Genomic DNA, 16,210 nt, shown 5'->3' with positions numbered 1-16,210 from the left:
GTGAACCTCAAAAGGTCTCGGAACGCCCAAATATTGTTTGAATAGTTCGTTACACTTTTACTACTAAGTTAAACATAAGTCAAGTCGCTGAAAAGTTATGATTACGATGCAATCATCTGTTAGATAAAGCTCATTTCATTAATTTTCAGTAATTATATATTATTTATAAATGATTTGTAAATTGGTTTAGAATTCTTTCTTACAGACGGGACAGACAAAACGGCCTGAGAATGAGTGTTTGCCGTCTTTTGCCGGGTCCGGGGTCAATTCCAGGGATACCTCCATCCTGCAAGCGGGGCAGTTAAAGTATAAGCCGAGGTGAAGCTCCTCCTCTAAAGCAATCGCGTCCAGCAGCCTTTCTTTTACTTCAACCCTATATGTGGTTAATGCCGGTCGTGCTGCCGCGAGCGCTGCGTTTATCCTTTTAAAGGTTTCCATAGCCGTGACCAGACCTTTTACCAAGTAGTCTGTAGCGCCGAGGTCGGTGCCCTGTTTTATTTCTTTGTCTGACCCCTGCACGGTCAGGATAATGATTGGCATGTTGCCGGTGGATTCGTTGGCTCTAATCTTCTTTAATACTTCAAATCCATGAAGTTTAGGTAAGTTCAAATCAAGAAGCACGAGGTCCGGTTTTTGCGTTAGAGCTATGTTCAATCCCGCTTCGCCATCCTCGGCAGTTAGAACGTTGAAGTTGCCGCTCTCAAGCATGTCCTGGTATATGGTTCTGAAGGATACCTCATCTTCAACAAGGAGTATAGTCTTTTTGTCCTGGTCGTCCATCGTATTTCTATTCCTCCTGCCGCTGGAATGTCGAAAGCGACGCGCTCCGGTTTAAGATCGCGGAAATTTCTCTGTGTAAGCTGTCGCAACTATATATGTAATCTAAGGTAAAAATCAAGTGGTTGATGAGTCGGTCAGGAACGATTTATAGTCGAACCCGCTAAAATCTCACGCATTTCTCCCGGGCTAGAACATAAATATGTTACGTCTGCGCTTTCTCACGATGAATCCCGCGATAAGGCCGACAAGAAGACCTCCCAGGTGTGCTTCCCATGCCACCCCGGGCAGGAAGGACATAAGCAGGAACCCGCCGATAATTGCTATCCAGAGAGGAATGGGCGCGGGGATGGGGAAAACCATAACCTTGAATTTGGGTGCCAGTGCCGTTAAGGCACCTGCGACGGCGAATACCGCGCCCGAGGCGCCGATAACCAGGCTGTTCGCGTTGCCGAGTGGAGTGTATAAGCTGAAGAGGATGAAGAAGAAACTGCCGACAATCCCGCCGACGAAGTATATGATGAGAAATATTTTGTCTCCGATCATGTTGCATAAGAAACTGCCGAGGAAAAAGAGTGTGAACATGTTGGCGAATATATGTAAAAATCCTCCATGCATGAACATGCTTGTCAGCACTGTCCATGGCTCTTTGGTCCATGTCAATGGCTGAAGCCCCAGTGTGCCTATGAGAGAATCCTTGAACAGGTAGGCTATGAAGAATATGAGGTTCACTCCAATCAGTACCAGTACTGATTTAGCTTCGGGCCATTGCGATCTTCTACCGTAAGTCATTCGATCAATCGATGTTTATAGATAACTTTTAGATGATAACTGTATTCATGTGTCGATTGCAAGTAGATATATGATGGTCGTGAGAATCAACCCCTTGGTAGTCCCCCATATACGTTGGTATCGGGTGGGGGCTTGATTAATCAAGCCCTTACAGGTACACCCACAAAACACCGGCCTCGATTTAATCGACGCACCTTCTTCTTTAGGTACCTCTTTGTCATAATGGGAGAGGGCTAGTGCGAGAAAATCAGGATTTAACCTCCGCATTGTTCGGCCTCGCGATTCCCTGTTATACTGATGCCATGCCTGAAGCACTTCCAGAAGCAAGCCTGGCGGTTATATTTTCTACTTCGTTTGTCGTGGCGCTGTCCGGCGCCCTGATGCCGGGCCCGGTGCTGGCGCTGACCATCAGCGGCGTGGCTAAGCGCGGCTTCCGCGCCGCGCCGCTGATAATTGCCGGACACGCCCTGCTGGAGCTGGCGCTGGTGATAGCGCTGGTCTTCGGCTTGAGCCGCTTCATAGACAGCGACTTCATCGCCAGCATAATCGGTATCGTGGGCGGGTCCGTGCTCATCGGAATCGGCGCGATGACCGCTATCAAAGGCAGGAATGCCCAAAACCCGCTGTCCAGTCCGCCGACGTATGCGACCCGTGACCACATGCTGGTTATGTCCGGGGTCGTGCTCAGCCTGTCCAATCCGTACTGGTTCCTGTGGTGGGCCACCATCGGTCTGACGTATCTGCTCTGGTCGCTTAAGCTGGGCACGGCTGGCGTAGCCACGTTCTTCGTTGGCCACACGTCGGGGGATTTCGCCTGGCATGCGGTGGTGGCTCTGGTGATTATTACCGGCAGAAGGTTCATCAACGACGCGGCGTATCGCTGGATGCTCATCGTGTGCGGCGTGGCGCTTGTAGGGCTGGGCATCTATTTTATAATATCGGGGGCGCGGTTCCTTATGGCGCCCGAGTCGGCGACCGCCGCGGTATTATCGACGATACGGGGGTAAGAGATATGGTCGAACTTAATGATTACAATGGAGATTTCGATCCCGATTTTAGCTACGATAAGCTGTCGAAGGATGCGATGCACAAGATGCTCAAGGCAAGCTCGGACTACATACGCATGATAGACGGCTACTGGTATCTCGCCGTCATGAAAGAGTGCGGCAACGATCTGGCCTTCAAGCTGGACAGCGATATATGGGAGAAGCTCGGCGCGTACACCATGGAACTCACGCGAAAGATGCTCAATATCAAGGGCGACGGCGTTGATGCCGTAGCTAAATCGTTACAGGCCAGCCCGTGGTCGCTGATGTACGATATTAAGGCGGAACTGAAGGGCGATAACGTTGCCGTAATAAGTTTCCTTAACTGCCCCACGCTCAAGTCGCTGATGAAGGAGGGGCTTGGGCGCGAGAAGCTGATATGCCACCAGCTCGAACGAAGGCTAATGGAGGTTAAGGCGCACGTGTTCAATCCGGATATCGCTGTCACGCCGCTGAAGCTGCCGCCCCAGGAGCCGGGCAGCGATATCAGTTGCCAGTGGGAACTGAAACTGGAGCGTTCGAAATGACCAAGCCTTTATACGATTACAGCGGCGACTTCGATCCTTCGTTCGATTACGGCAAGATATCGAGGGAAGGCCTGGTCGGCCTGCTGGCCGCGAATGCGAACTACATCCGCAAGCTGGACGGCCACTGGTACCTGTCGGCGATGAACAGATGCGGCGACGACGTCGCCTACGATTGCGACATCGATGTCTGGAAAAGGCTCATGAAGTTCGAGTTGAAGATCGCGTCCGAGATGATGAATATACGCGGGGACGGGGTATCGTCGATCGCAAAATATTTCCAGGTGAGCCCGTGGTTCTGGACCTTCGATTACAGGCTGGAGCTTGCGGGCAGCGACCGATTGGTCGTCACGTTCGTCAAATGTCCTACGCTGCTGGCGTTGGAGAAGGAGGGGCTGGGGCGCGAGGGGAGGATATGCCGCGAGCTGGAGCAGGACCTGTTCGAGACCATAGCGCACCATTTCAATCCGCGCATCGCGGTGGTGCCGGTGCAGGTGCCGCCGCGCAAGGAGGTCGCCGACTTTTGCTGCAAGTGGGAGTTCAGGATCGAGGGGAGCAAATGACAAAATCTCTGTACGATTACAGTGGGGACTTCGATTCTTCCTTTGATCACGGTCGGTTGTCAAAAGAAGGCCTCGTCGAATTGCTGCATACGTATTCGGACTACATCCGGCGGCTGGACGGCCACTGGTACCTCTCTCTGATGAATCGCTGCGGCAACGACACGGCCTTCGCCTGCGACAGCGAGGTGTGGGAGCGGCTGGTGCTGCACGAGCTGAAGATCGCCAGGGATCTGCTCAACATCAAAGGGGACGACGCCGTGGCCGTGGCCAAGGTGTTCCAGGCGAGCCCGTGGTTCTGGATGTACAAATGCGACATCGATCTGAAGAGCCGCGACCACCTGGTAATTACCTATAATTCATGCCCTACTCTGTTCGCGCTGGAGAAGGAGGGCGCCGGGCGCGAGCAGAAGATATGCGTCGATCTGGAGATGAAGATATTCATGAAGATGGCGCATTTCTATAATCCGGAAATGAAAGTAACCGCCCTCAAGCTGCCCCCGCGCAGCGGCCCGGACGATATCTGCTGCCGCTGGGAATTCAAGGTCGACAGGAAGAAATGACAGAATTTCTGAACGATTACAGCGGGCCGTTCCAGCCCGACTTCAGCCACGAGAAGCTGAGCCGGGAGGCGTTGCTCAGGATACTGAAGGCCAACTCTGTCTATCTGCGACGGCTGGATGCTACCTGGTACGCAACTGTAATGAAGAAGCGCGGCAACGAGCTGGCCTTCGAGTGCGATGCCGAGATATGGGAGAGGTTCATCAATTATGAGCTCGACGTCCTGTGCCGGACGCTCGATATTCGCGGCAATGATGTCGAGACGGTGATCAAAGCTATTCAGTCCACGCCGTGGATGAGGATGCATAACCGTACCTTCGAACTCAGGGATAAGAACTGCGCCGTCATCACCTATCGCAACTGCCGCACCCTGCTCAATCTGGAGAAAGAGGGCACTCACCGCTACAGGCAGATATGCCATGTGCTGGAGCCCAGGCTGTTCCAACTGACGGCCGATTATTTTAATCCGAGGATAAGTGTGATCCCCCTCCAGTTGCCGCCCCGCGAAAAGGGCAGCGATGTCTGCTGCCGCTGGGAGTTCAGACTAGAGGAGAAGATATGACCAAGTTCCTGCCCGATTACAGCGGGCCTTTCCAGCCCGATTTCAGCCATGAAAAACTGTCGCGCGATGCGCTGCTCAACATATTGAAGGAGAATTCGCACTACCTGCGCCGTCTGGACGCCACGTGGTACGTGACCGTTATGAAGAAACGCGGCAACGATTTGGCCTTCGAGTGCGACACCGAGATATGGGAGAAGTTCATCAACTACGAGCTCGATACAGTGTGCAAGGCGCTGAACATTCAGGGAAACGATGTCGAGACCATGGTAAAGGCCATGCAGGCCACGCCGTGGATGTGGGTGCACAACCGCACCTTCGAGATACCGGAGAAGAATCGCGCCATTATCACCTACCGCGACTGCCAGACGCTCCTGCACCTGGAGAAGGAGGGCACCGAGCGCTGGGATACCATATGCCACAAGCTGGAGCGCCGGCTGTTCGAGCTGACGGCCGAGTATTTCAATCCGAAGATTAAAGTCAATGCGCTGAAACTGCCGCCGCGCAAGAGGGGAAGCAATATCTGCTGCCAGTGGGAGTTCGTGCTGGAGGAGTAAGCCGTTAAATCCTGCTTGAGTAAATCACCGATATCCTCTTGGACAGCGTGTTGCGCACCGGGGTCTGCAGCCCCGATTGCAGCAGTAGCTTCTTCTGCTGACTGTTGAGATCGTCGCCTTCAAGCTTGACCGAATATTTTATGGTGACCTCCGATGTGGTGCTCTTATCGACGCTGACATAGGTCGTCACGTTGTCGAGAGGAAACCCCGTCTTGTCGGCATAAGTGCGTATCGCTACATTCATATCGGCGGCAAGCGCGGCTTCCAGCATCTCGGTAGGGGTGAACCCCGATTCCTTGCCGCCTTTCTCCGCGGGGGCTTCGTAGGTCATCTCGTCCTTTTCGTTCGATATCGTAGCCCTGTACTTCTTCGCGTCGCTTTTGCAAACAATCATTCCCTCTCCTGTTCTAAAACGGCGTGAGCCCGGCCGTTTGCATATTAAGGGAATATACATTATTCCGCGGATGATTTCAAATGGGGGTCGAGGAGGATTCAACCCCCTGTTATCCCCCACTCTTGGGGGAAATTAAAAAAGGACAGGGGACACCCCTGGAACCCCGGCAGAGGGAAGCCCCTCTGCACTCCCTTGCCGATCGAGCGGGGGAAGCGACAAAGCTGCAGGGGGTGTTGAATGTGGTTACACCCATGCATGTCATTGCGAGAAGTCCTTCCCCGATAAAATTAGGCGGAAGGACGACGTGGCAATCTCATCGTGGTGTGTGGCAGAGCAGGTGCTATGTCTTCGGCGCGTCGGGCGGCGTCGCGCGCGGCGGCTGATTATAGCTCGATCCGCCGGCCGATCCCGGCTTACGGCGGGGGCGCCTGCGCCGCGGCTTCTGCGGGTACGGCTGGGACGAATCGCGAGTTGCGTCGGACGGCTTGCTTTGAGCCGACGGGGACGGCAGCGGTTTCAGCAGCGCGTCGTCGGGGTACACGCAGTGCAGCTTCTTGCCCAGGAACTCCTCTATCTTCGGTATCATGTATGACTCGTATTCGGTGGCGAAGCTGATCGATGTGCCCAGACTGCCGGCCCGACCGGTGCGCCCGATGCGGTGCACGTAGTCCTCGGCGTCCAGCGGCAGGTTGTAGTTGAACACGTGGCTGATATCTTCGATGTGTATGCCGCGCCCGGCCACGTCGGTTGAGACCATGACCCTGATCCGGCCGTTGCGGAAGCCCTCCAGCGTGCTGATGCGCTTGTTCTGCGCCACTTCACCGGAGAGAAGGGCGCTGTCCATGCCGTGAGCCCTGAGACGGTCCGCCAGCCTGCGGGCCTCGTCGCGGCGGTTGCAGAAGACGAGGACGCGCCCGAGGTTCTGCTGAGCGATCATGTTGTACAGCACCGTGAAACGCTCCCTGGAGGTGACGAGATACAAGACCTGGTCCACGGAGTCGACAGCCACCTGCTCGGGATCGATCTCTACGGTGATGGGGTTGTGCGTCCACTGCGATGAGAGTCGTGTCACCTCGGGCGTGAGCGTGGCGCCGAAGAACATAGTCTGCCTCTTAGTCTTGGGCGGGGTGCTGTTAACTATCTTCCTGATATCGGGGATGAAGCCCATGTTGAGCATCTCGTCGGCTTCGTCGATGACCAGCATCTCGACCTTGCCCAGGTGCACTATGCCCTGATCCTTGAAATCAAGCAGCCGCCCCGGTGTGGCCACCACTATATCGATAACGTTCTCCGCCAGCATCTGTCTCTGTTGCTGATAGCCCAGTCCCCCGAACACGGCGACGACTTTGAAGCCGCAGTGCTTCCCCATCAGGTTGGCCTCCTTGGTTATCTGCAGCGCCAGTTCACGCGTGGGGGCCATTATCAGGGCGCGCGGCACGCCGCGGTGGCGCTCCTCGGTGGGGGGATTGAGTTTGAGCCGAGTCAGGATGGTGATGAGGAAGGCGGCGGTCTTGCCGGTGCCGGTCTGCGCCTTGCCCGATGCGTCTTCTCCTGCCAGCGTTTTGGGCAGTATCGCGGCCTGTATCGGCGTGCAGTACTCGAAGCCCGCGTCGAATATGCCGCGCATTATCTCGTCAGGCAAATTCAGGTCATGGAAACGCATCTTGCCCTCGGCCGGGGCCACCTTGAACGCCGACGGGTTCCACGCGGCCTTGCCGGCGGCTGCGGCGGGCTCCGTTGCGGGCGAAGGAGAGGTTGTCGATTTGTTCTTGGAGGCCGGGCGCTTGCGCCTGCGTCGCGGGCGATATTCCCCCTGTTTGTAAGGAGGGCGTTCGGTTTGCTGAGGCGGTTGGGTTTGTTTGTCCGAAGCGGTCTTTTTAGGCGTCGGAGACGACGGCCTGTGCGGCGGGGGCTTTATTTCGGCCTGCGGCGGAGGGGGTGGTGCCGGTGCCTGTTTATTTTTGTTTCCGGACAGCTTATCCTGTGCCGCCTTGATGAGTTTGCGAAACAATACTACGTGTTTCCTTCCGGTGATATGTCGATATTTTCAAGGCTATTATACTCTAATTGCAGGAAATGGGTATGGGGTGAGCTCATAGTGTTGATTTGAACCCCCTTTATCCCCCTTGAACTTCGAGACAGGGCGAACACAGGGGTTCGCCCCTACAAGACAATAATTAAGGGGACACCCCTAAAACCCCGTCAGGAGAGTGCTCTCCTGTACCTCTCGTCGTCGTTGCGTAGGGGCGTATGGCCATACGCCCTTACTCGGGACGTTTCATCATCATTATCGATGCGATGTAGCTCAGCACCGGCTTGTCGTGCTGATTCCTGACCTCTATCTGCGAGAGCACCACCCCCCGGTCGGGTTTGCTGCGCGATGCGCGCTTCTCCACCCACTCCATGCTCACCGTGAGCACATCCCCCGGCCGCACGGGCGCGTGCACCTTTATCTGGTTGTATTCCATGACGCCGTAGGTTTTGATGTGCAGGTTCAGTCCGATGACCTTTGTTACCACGCACATGGTGTAGTTTGAGGAGGCGATGAGGCCGTTGTGGTGCGCCGCTTCCTTCTCGTCTAAATGGAACACCTGCGGGTCCCAGCACTTTGCGAACTCGATCATGCCCTCTTTGTCCGTCTTATGCGTGCCGACGATTATCTTTTCTCCGACATGTATATCTTCAAAATACAGGGAGTCCATGGTTCTCCTTAACGATAAAGCCGAGGGGAATATAACATTATTGGGAGGGGAGGTGCAAATCAAACTGTCATTGCGAGGAACGCAGTGACGTGGCAATCTCTATTACGATGCGGGATAGAGCACTGACTTCTCGTCGGAATCTTAACCATAAGGTCGTTGGTTTGAATCCACCTCTCGCTACCAAGCAACGGCAATCTAGAAAGGGCGATTCACGTAGGGGCAGGCCCCTGTGCCTGCCCTTTCACGGGCAACCACGGGGGGTTGCCCCTACAGGGGGCAATTTATATTTCCATCCCCGGTTGCGAGCCTTCAGCTTTGCGCACGCGTTGCGCCTGCTTGAACGTGCCGTGCGCCGCGGGCATTTGAATCTCAGCGCCAGCGAGTAGTTGAGATATGGTTAATATCTGGATGCGCTGATAGTCCTTTTGCCAGAGTTCGGAGGTATAATAGCCCGCCGCTAAAGTCTCTTTCTCCATGTCTTTGGTAGCAGGCTCCAGCGTGATGAATACGCCGATGGCCGCGTCCTCGCGCTCCACGGTGCCTCTCAGGTCGCGGATGAGGCCGCTGTTTACGTGGCCGCTCTTAACTTGAACCATGACTCTCTGTGGCTTGCCCTTGGCTTCAACGAAGTTAATGATGCCGTCGATGCCCCTGTCTTTGCCCTTCTTGCCGGTCTTGCTGTCCCCCTCCCCGCCCAGCGGCTTGGCCCCCACCAGCGACAGCGCCCACCACTGGAACTGGTAGCGGTCATCCTTGGCTAATTGAGCGGCAGAGCTTTCATCGCAGGGCTCGCCAATGACCTGATAATCTTTGCCAGCGGTGATGTGGAAAGTGTCGTGGAGGCGGTATTTCTGCAATGCGATAGCAAGGTGAGTGACGTCTATTCCAATCCAGTGTCGTTCCAGCTTCTGTGCGGCGGCGATAGCCGTGCCGCAGCCGCAAAACGGGTCGAGAACCCAATCACCGGGGTTGCTGCTGGCTTGGATGATACGTTCGAGGAGCGTCAGAGGTTTCTGCGTCGGGTAACCGAGACGTTCGGCGGCTTGAGAATTAATAGGAGGTATGTCATTCCAAACGTCGTCAGCTAGTACACCTTGAATATCTTCGAGATAAATCTTATATCTTAGTTTCCCACTCTCATTAGTAATTAATCGATTCTCTCTCTTTAATTCTTCTAATTTCTCTTCCGAATAGGTTGCTAATTCGGCATCTTTGTACCGTCCTCGTTCATCCGAACGGCGAAATCTTTTTTGAATTTCTTCTTCAGGGTAAGGAAGAAATACTTTATTGAAACCAGCTTTTTCACTTCTGACATAATATAAGATAACATCATGATCCGAACCAAATCTTTTTGCTATAGACTTGCTGCTTCCAGAAGTTGCTCGTTTCCAAATGAGCTCATTTCTAAAATTAGCAGGCCCGAAAATTGTATCCAGCACAATCTTGAGATAGTGGCTGGCGGTCGGGTCGCAATGCAGATATAAACTGCCCGTCGGCTTGAGGACGCGGTGAAGCTCAACTAACCTCACCGCCATCATCACCAGATAGGCCGTCATCTGGTTCTCGCCAATAAAATCATGCAGGGAGCCAATCATCTTGACCACATCGAGCGGGCCGTTCTGAATTAAGTCGTGGTAGGTGTGAGCCGCGTACTGATCCCAGTGCCAGGTATCCTCAAAGGCGGTTATCTGCGCATCGGATTCCTTTCCGCTCTCATCGGCAAAGAGCACGTTGTAAGAACGGCTGGAGTTGAACGGCGGATCGAGGTAGATCAGGTCAACGCTCTCGGAAGGAATGTGCTCGCGCAGTATCGGAAGATTATCCCCGTAGAATAAGGTGTTCTGAGTTATCTGTTTTGGCATATTTACCTCACTACTCGACGGTTAATATATACCCGCCGGCCCATTCGTCATATACATCCGATACCGATATATAGTACCTGCCGGACTGCGGCGCGGTGAACTCCAGCTCGGCGTTGGTGCCGAAGAGCCCGCCGCCGCTGTCATCGTCGTACCAGTCATCCTCATCGTAGCCGTCCAGGGCGCCCACCTCAACGTAAGCGTCTATGGCTATGGAATCGACCGTGATCGTCACCGTCTGGTAGGCCGCGAGGTCCATGACGAAGTAGTCCCAGTCGCCTGGGCAATCGATATTGGCCGTGACCGTCTGTCCCGGGCTGACGAGCATGCCGTCGTCGACGTCGTACAGTGCAATCATGGCGCAGCTGCTGCTGATTTTTACGTTTGCCTGGAGGTCGTCGAACTGCCTGACGATGAGAAAATAGGGCGCGTCGTACTCGGTATCGACGGAGAGGGATTCGGCGCCGCTGTAGCCCTCGTCGGCCGCGGCGAGCTCGTAGCCGCTCGCGTCGATCAGATATAACGCGATGTCGTTATCGCTTGAGGCCTCAATGTCGACGGTTGTTCCCACAGGCTCGTACATGACGAAGACCCTGGTATCCCAGCTATGCTTCAGCGTGACATCTTGCGCCGTCTGGCCGCTATACAGAAGCTGTTCGCGCCAGCCATGCCAGTAAACGCTTGCGCCGTAGATAAGGCCCTGCACGCGGGACGAGATATCTGCGGCGGAAACGCCCAGCCCGAACACGTCCGGGAAGGTAAATCCGATCATGCCTATGACCTCGCCGCCGGCGGAGACGATGGCGCCGCCGCTGGCCCCGCCGCTGGTGGTTGCGTCCGTCTGGATATACGTCAAATCCTGGGCAATCCAGTAGCGCAGTCTGGAGATGAGCCCCTGCGAGAGCGAGGGCTGGGGGTATTCGTCGGGCTCGCCGGGGTAGCCGATGATGAATACGCTGTCGCCTATTTTTATGACGTCGTTCGATGATAGCGAGAGCTTCGGCGCGGATGCCGATACCGGGCCCAGCACTGCTATGTCGGCCATGAGATCCAGATTGATAACATCGACGTCGAACTCGTTGCCGTCGGGGAAGACCACGCGAACGCTGTCGAAGGGCCAGGCCACGTGCGCGCAGGTCAGGATGTACCCGCCGTCGATATAGATGCCGCTGCCGGTGCCGGTTGGCGTATCGATATAGACTATCGACGGCGCGTTCTGCGCGTAGATATCCGCTGCCAACCCATCCGTGTTTGCCGATTGTCCGTCGCTGAAGTTACAGCCGGAAACGATCAAGGCGACGAGCGTCAGCGGTATGATAACTTTTGCGATTTTCATTTACTCAGCCGTTCCACTTTCTTAAATATGTCGCAAACACTAAACAGGAACCGTCCGTTCTTTGGCCCAGCTCCTCAAGGCGGCTATATCCTCCCGCTTCACCACCGCCAGCGGCTTGGTGGATTTGACCTGTTCTATGATGTGTTTTGTAGAGATGGGCTCTTTGCCGGCGGAGGCCCGGTACAGGGCGGATATCACCGCCTGCTCCACTTCGGCGCCGCTGAAACCCTTGGCCGCGGCGGCGAGCTTTTCAATATCGAAGTCATCCGGCCTGAGGCCGCGTTTCTTCAAGTGGATTTTGAAGAGCGTTACCCTTGCTTCCTCATCCGGCAGGTCGACGAAGAATATCTCGTCGAAGCGCCCTTTGCGCAGCAGCTCGGGGGGCAGCAGGTATATGTTGTTGGCGGTGGCGGCCAGGAACGAGCTGGCCTTGCGTTCCTGCATCCAGGTGAGGAACGTTCCCAGTATGCGCTGGGAGACGCCGCCGTCGATATCGCCCCCGGAGGCGGCGAAGGCCTTCTCTATCTCATCGACCCAGAGGCACATCGGGCTCAGCTTCTCCACTATCATAAGGGCCCTTCTCAAGTTCTCCTCCGTCTCGCCGATGTATTTGCTGTAGAGGCTGGCCACGTCCAGGCGGTACAGCGGCAGGCCCAGCTCTTTTGCTATGACCTTGATCGCCAGGCTTTTGCCGCAGCCCTGGACGCCCATGAGCAGGACGCCCCTGGGGACGGGCAGCGCGCCCGGATCGTCCGCGGCGAAGGCCTCTTTCCTGTCCGCCAGCCAGCTTTTCAGTTTGTCGAAACCCGCTATGACGTTCCTGTCCTCGGTGAAGCAGAACTCCAGCAGTCCCCCTCTGTCGAATATCTTCTTTTTGTTGGATTCTATTGTCTTGAAGTCCCTTATATCGAAGACGTTATCGTCGAAGAAGCACTGGCTTACGATGTTCCTTATCTGTTGCAGCGACAGCCCCTTGAGCGCCTTTACCACCTTCCTCATCTCATCCGGCTTAAGGTCTATCAAAGCCATCTCGTTCGCCCGTTGCAGTTCCAAGCAGGTATCTCTTATCAAAGTAATTATCTCAGCTTCGGCAGGGAATCCGCCGATGATATGGGCCGAATCCGTCTCCACATCCTTAGGCAGTTTGTATTCTGCGGAGAGGATGACAAAGGTGTTTTTCGCGTTCTTGAAGCGGTTGATGAGGTCTTTGAAGCGCCTCACGGTTGTGACATCTTCCAGGTGTTTCTGGAAATCCTTCAGCACAAAAAGGCTCGGCTTGCGCCGGACCATCCCGTCCTCTGTCGGGGTTATCAGGGAAAGTACCTGGTTCAGCATCCTGACGGGCTGCTTGGTATCATAGAAAGGATCAGTGTTGTACTCTTTTCTAAGCCCTTCGGTCAGCGACCACTGGTAAAAGACCAGGTTCAAGCGGCTCGCCAGCAGGCGCAGCTGGCTGATGGTGTGTATCTCGTCTATAGATTCCAGATAGATGACGGGATATTTTGATTTGACCAGCAGTTCCAGCTCATCGTTACTAGCCATGTTGAAATCTCTATCGTCCGCACTTTTTGCACGTGCCGAAGATGGCCATGTGCTCAAGCTCGGCCTTGAAGCCGTAGCGCTTCTTGAGGTCGTCCTCCAGCCGGTCGAAGATGGATTCGTCCACATCCTGCACTTCGCCGCACTTGCGGCAGACCAGGTGGTGGTGGTGCGCCTTGCCCGCGGGGTGGTAGACCAGCCGCCCGCCGCCCAGGTCGCTCTCGGCAACCAGCCCCTCGCTCTTGAGCAGTTCCAGGGTGCGATAGACGGTCGAGATATTAAGATAGGGGTACTTGGCGTGGGCCTGGCGGAATATCTCCTCTGCGCTGATGTGATCGTCGCTGGCCTCCACGGCCTCAAGCACCATCATGCGCTGGGGGGTCATGCGGAAGCCGCGAGCCCGCAGCTCGCCGAATACGGATTCCCTGTCTGTTGATTTCATGGGGATATTCTACCACAGCCTGCGGCTGTTTTGACACGATGTGGGTGTTGATGATAATTTTTGGGGCGATGAATGGTTATCAGCCCCCTATATCCCCCAATATGTCGGTCATCGTGTAGGGGCTTGATTAATCAAGCCCTTACATGCCCCCGTGTTCTCCCGGCAGGAGACGAATTCTCCTGCACCCTTTTTTGGAATTATTAATGTAGGGGCGATCCTTGTGATCGCCCGATGTGGGCGAATACGGGATTCGCCCATACGGATGCGACAATTGAATGAGGGGATTAAACTCTCTAATTCTCCTTGATGAGCAAGCGATAGGTCAGTCCTTCCTCCTGGCAGCCGTCGGCGGCCAGGACTAGGAAACTGATACAGGTATCCGATGGCCATAAGGGGAGGAACTTGAAGGTGTACGTGGTCGAGCCCTCTTCCTCGCCCGGGCCTTTTCTTTTGGTCGAGGACAGCAGGTATACGCTGTTGGGCATGAATTCCAGGTAGGCTATCGGGCCGGTGAGCTTGTTTCCGTGGATGTTTATCTCGAAAACCTCGTGTATCTTCACTTCCATTTTACGCTCGGACATTAATTATCTCCTTCCGGTGTCTCAGGCGGATTCAATCGAATGGCGGGACTCGTTTCCCGCCTCGCATATTTTACGTGAAAACGATGGCGTTCGGCAAGTTGAGGGCGCCCGTTTATTCCGTCATTGCGAGTCCTTCCCCGTTAGGAATATGCGGAAGGACGTGGCAATCTCCATACGTATAGTGCTATATGAAACAAGAGATTGCCGCGTCGCCCTTCCGTACACTCTGATTACGGAGGGACACCTCGCAATGACAGTATAAAAAAAGACCTATGGCCTGCTCTGATATGGTGATCGAGGGACGCTAGGGATCGTAAACCTATTGCGCTTTCTCTTCGATGTCGTCATGCTTTCTGTGTCGCAGCCGTGTGTAGATCGTGGAGGCGGCGAAGATGGCCGCGCTGAGCAGAATGATCGTCGCGCCGGAGGCCATGTCCAGCTCATAGGAGAGCCACAGACCGCCCAGCACCGCGATTATGCCGAAAGCTATCGAAAGGAGCATCATCTTCTTTAGATCGTGGGTGTGCTGGCGCGCGGTGGCGGACGGAATCGTTAGCAGGGCGATGATTAGTATGATACCGACAACCCGTATCAGCAGTACCACCGTCAGCGCGATTAGGCAGAGCAGGATGAGATAGAGCCTCTGCGTGGGCAGGCCCAACGCGGTGCCGAAATCCTGGTCGAAGGAGATGGCCAGGAACTCCTTGTACAGCATAATCACGGTCACGATTATTATCGCGTCCAGAACGCCCATCATAATCAGGTTGGCCTTTGACACGGTGAGGATGCTGCCGAAGAGGTAGCCGGTGAGATCAGGCGTGTAGCCGGGCGTGAGCCCGATGAAGATTATTCCTATGGCCATGCCCACGGCCCACATAATTCCGATAGCGGTGTCCTCGGACAGGTGCGTCCTCCTGATGAAGGTTCCCATGCCCAGCGCGGAGAAGAGGGTGAATATCAGCGCCCCGTAGACCGGCGTCATCCACGAAATATATTGAGTCAAATAGTATCCTATGCCGATGCCGCCGAAGGAGGCGTGGGAGATGCCGCCGCTGATGAAGACCATGCGCTTGACGACGACATACGTGCCGATGATGCCGCAGGCGATAGCGGCCAGTATGCCGGCGGCGAAGGCGTTCTGCATGAACGGATAATGTAATAATGCGTCTATCATTCGTGCGTATGCTCCTTGAGTACGCGGTGCGGCACGCCGTGCGCTATCATCTGAATCGGGCACTGGTAGGCGGCCTCCAGGTCCTCCGGCGTCAACTCCTTGCTTTCGTGGTAATACAGCTTGCGGTTGAGGCAGGCGATCTTGTCCACGTAGACGGACACGGCGCTGATATCGTGGGACACCAGAACTATGGGCATGCGCTGCTTCAGGCGCTCCAGCAGTTCGTAAAACTCCCCCTGCATCGGCGCGTCAACGTTGGACATGGGTTCGTCCAGCAGCAGCAGTTTGGGCTCGCCAACCAGCGCGCGGGCCACAAAGACTCGCTGCTGCTGCCCGCCGGAGAGCATGCCTATCTGGCGGTCTTTGAAATCCAGCATATCGACAGCGCGTAGGGCCTCGGCTGCGGCCTCGCGATCGGCTTTTCTGTATCGGTGGAAGGGCTTTGCATGGCTCAGCCGTCCCGTCAGCACCACCTCCATTACGTTTATCGGGAAGTCGCGGTCGAACAGGCTGTACTGGGGCACATACCCAACGTATTTTCTGCCTTTATCCGGTGGCTCCCCCAGTATGGTGACCTCGCCGCGGCTCGGCGCTATCAGCCCCAGTATCAGCTTGAGCAAAGTAGTCTTGCCGCCGCCGTTCGGTCCGATCAGCCCAAGGAAGTCGTCGCGCCTGATGGACAGGTTGATATTCTCCAGTACGGTCGTGCCGTCGTACTGCACCCAGGCGTTGTTCAGTTTTACAACTTCTTCAGCCATATTCGTCATTTCATGTGTCGTTCTGTAGAGAAACCTTTTAAAAGAGAGG

At 55.2% G+C, this 16,210-nt stretch carries 18 protein-coding genes; 6 read left to right on the top strand and 12 right to left on the bottom strand.

Annotation, left to right across the window (positions count from 1 at the left end):
- Positions 1–186: 186 nt before the first annotated feature.
- Both WC562_05885 and WC562_05880 read right to left on the bottom strand, forming a co-directional pair.
- Complete coding sequence (locus tag WC562_05885; GenBank protein MFA5055689.1) at positions 187–780, bottom strand: response regulator; 594 nt, start codon at positions 778–780, stop codon at positions 187–189.
- A 186-nt stretch (positions 781–966) separates the two neighbouring features.
- Complete coding sequence (locus tag WC562_05880; GenBank protein MFA5055688.1) at positions 967–1,569, bottom strand: rhomboid family intramembrane serine protease; 603 nt, start codon at positions 1,567–1,569, stop codon at positions 967–969.
- A 236-nt stretch (positions 1,570–1,805) separates the two neighbouring features.
- On the opposite strand from WC562_05880, the gene WC562_05875 reads away from it, so the two are divergent.
- The 6 genes from WC562_05875 to WC562_05850 are packed head-to-tail and all read left to right on the top strand — an operon-like array spanning position 1,806 to position 5,376.
- The gene (locus tag WC562_05875) at positions 1,806–2,576 is read left to right on the top strand and encodes a LysE family transporter (protein MFA5055687.1); all 771 of its coding nucleotides are present in this window, start codon (positions 1,806–1,808) and stop codon (positions 2,574–2,576) included.
- Between the two features lie 5 nt (positions 2,577–2,581).
- Positions 2,582–3,142 (top strand): DUF6125 family protein, encoded by a 561-nt coding sequence (locus WC562_05870; GenBank protein MFA5055686.1) that lies wholly within the window; start codon positions 2,582–2,584, stop codon positions 3,140–3,142.
- Complete coding sequence (locus WC562_05865) at positions 3,139–3,702, top strand: DUF6125 family protein (GenBank protein ID MFA5055685.1); 564 nt, start codon at positions 3,139–3,141, stop codon at positions 3,700–3,702. Before WC562_05870 ends, WC562_05865 begins: the two co-directional genes overlap by 4 nt.
- The gene (locus tag WC562_05860; GenBank protein MFA5055684.1) at positions 3,699–4,262 is read left to right on the top strand and encodes a DUF6125 family protein; all 564 of its coding nucleotides are present in this window, start codon (positions 3,699–3,701) and stop codon (positions 4,260–4,262) included. The genes WC562_05865 and WC562_05860 overlap by 4 nt, the downstream gene beginning before the upstream one ends.
- On the top strand, positions 4,259–4,822 hold the full coding sequence (locus WC562_05855) for a DUF6125 family protein (GenBank protein MFA5055683.1): 564 nt from the start codon (positions 4,259–4,261) through the stop codon (positions 4,820–4,822). The genes WC562_05860 and WC562_05855 overlap by 4 nt, the downstream gene beginning before the upstream one ends.
- Positions 4,819–5,376, top strand: a complete 558-nt coding sequence (locus WC562_05850) for a DUF6125 family protein (protein MFA5055682.1) — start codon at positions 4,819–4,821, stop codon at positions 5,374–5,376. The genes WC562_05855 and WC562_05850 overlap by 4 nt, the downstream gene beginning before the upstream one ends.
- Positions 5,377–5,380: 4 nt before the next feature.
- On the opposite strand, the gene WC562_05845 is transcribed toward WC562_05850, so the two are convergent.
- From WC562_05845 to WC562_05800, 10 genes are all read right to left on the bottom strand, one after another.
- Complete coding sequence (locus WC562_05845) at positions 5,381–5,770, bottom strand: OsmC family protein (protein MFA5055681.1); 390 nt, start codon at positions 5,768–5,770, stop codon at positions 5,381–5,383.
- Between the two features lie 340 nt (positions 5,771–6,110).
- On the bottom strand, positions 6,111–7,781 hold the full coding sequence (locus WC562_05840; protein ID MFA5055680.1) for a DEAD/DEAH box helicase: 1,671 nt from the start codon (positions 7,779–7,781) through the stop codon (positions 6,111–6,113).
- 253 nt (positions 7,782–8,034) lie between these two features.
- Entirely contained in the window at positions 8,035–8,472 is a 438-nt protein-coding gene (locus WC562_05835; GenBank protein MFA5055679.1) for a MaoC family dehydratase N-terminal domain-containing protein, read from the bottom strand.
- Positions 8,473–8,753: 281 nt separating this feature from the next.
- The gene (locus WC562_05830) at positions 8,754–10,334 is read right to left on the bottom strand and encodes a DNA methyltransferase (protein MFA5055678.1); all 1,581 of its coding nucleotides are present in this window, start codon (positions 10,332–10,334) and stop codon (positions 8,754–8,756) included.
- 10 nt (positions 10,335–10,344) lie between these two features.
- Positions 10,345–11,667 carry a serine protease gene (locus WC562_05825; GenBank protein ID MFA5055677.1) on the bottom strand — a complete coding sequence of 441 codons (1,323 nt, stop codon included), beginning with the start codon at positions 11,665–11,667 and terminating at the stop codon, positions 10,345–10,347.
- Between the two features lie 39 nt (positions 11,668–11,706).
- Entirely contained in the window at positions 11,707–13,209 is a 1,503-nt protein-coding gene (locus tag WC562_05820) for an AAA family ATPase (protein MFA5055676.1), read from the bottom strand.
- A 10-nt stretch (positions 13,210–13,219) separates the two neighbouring features.
- Entirely contained in the window at positions 13,220–13,648 is a 429-nt protein-coding gene (locus tag WC562_05815; protein ID MFA5055675.1) for a transcriptional repressor, read from the bottom strand.
- A gap of 293 nt (positions 13,649–13,941) precedes the next feature.
- Positions 13,942–14,229: a hypothetical protein gene (locus WC562_05810; GenBank protein ID MFA5055674.1), complete on the bottom strand. Its 288-nt coding sequence runs from the start codon at positions 14,227–14,229 to the stop codon at positions 13,942–13,944.
- A 319-nt stretch (positions 14,230–14,548) separates the two neighbouring features.
- The gene (locus WC562_05805) at positions 14,549–15,403 is read right to left on the bottom strand and encodes a metal ABC transporter permease (GenBank protein MFA5055673.1); all 855 of its coding nucleotides are present in this window, start codon (positions 15,401–15,403) and stop codon (positions 14,549–14,551) included.
- A complete protein-coding gene (locus WC562_05800) occupies positions 15,400–16,161 on the bottom strand; it encodes an ABC transporter ATP-binding protein (protein ID MFA5055672.1) in 762 nt (253 codons plus the stop codon). The genes WC562_05805 and WC562_05800 overlap by 4 nt, the downstream gene beginning before the upstream one ends.
- Positions 16,162–16,210 lie beyond the last annotated feature (49 nt).

Source organism: Dehalococcoidia bacterium, assembly GCA_041649635.1.
Taxonomy (GTDB): Bacteria; Chloroflexota; Dehalococcoidia; order E44-bin15; family E44-bin15; genus JAYEHL01.
Note: the sequence above shows the minus strand (reverse complement) of the source record. Positions and strands in the feature narration are given on the sequence as shown.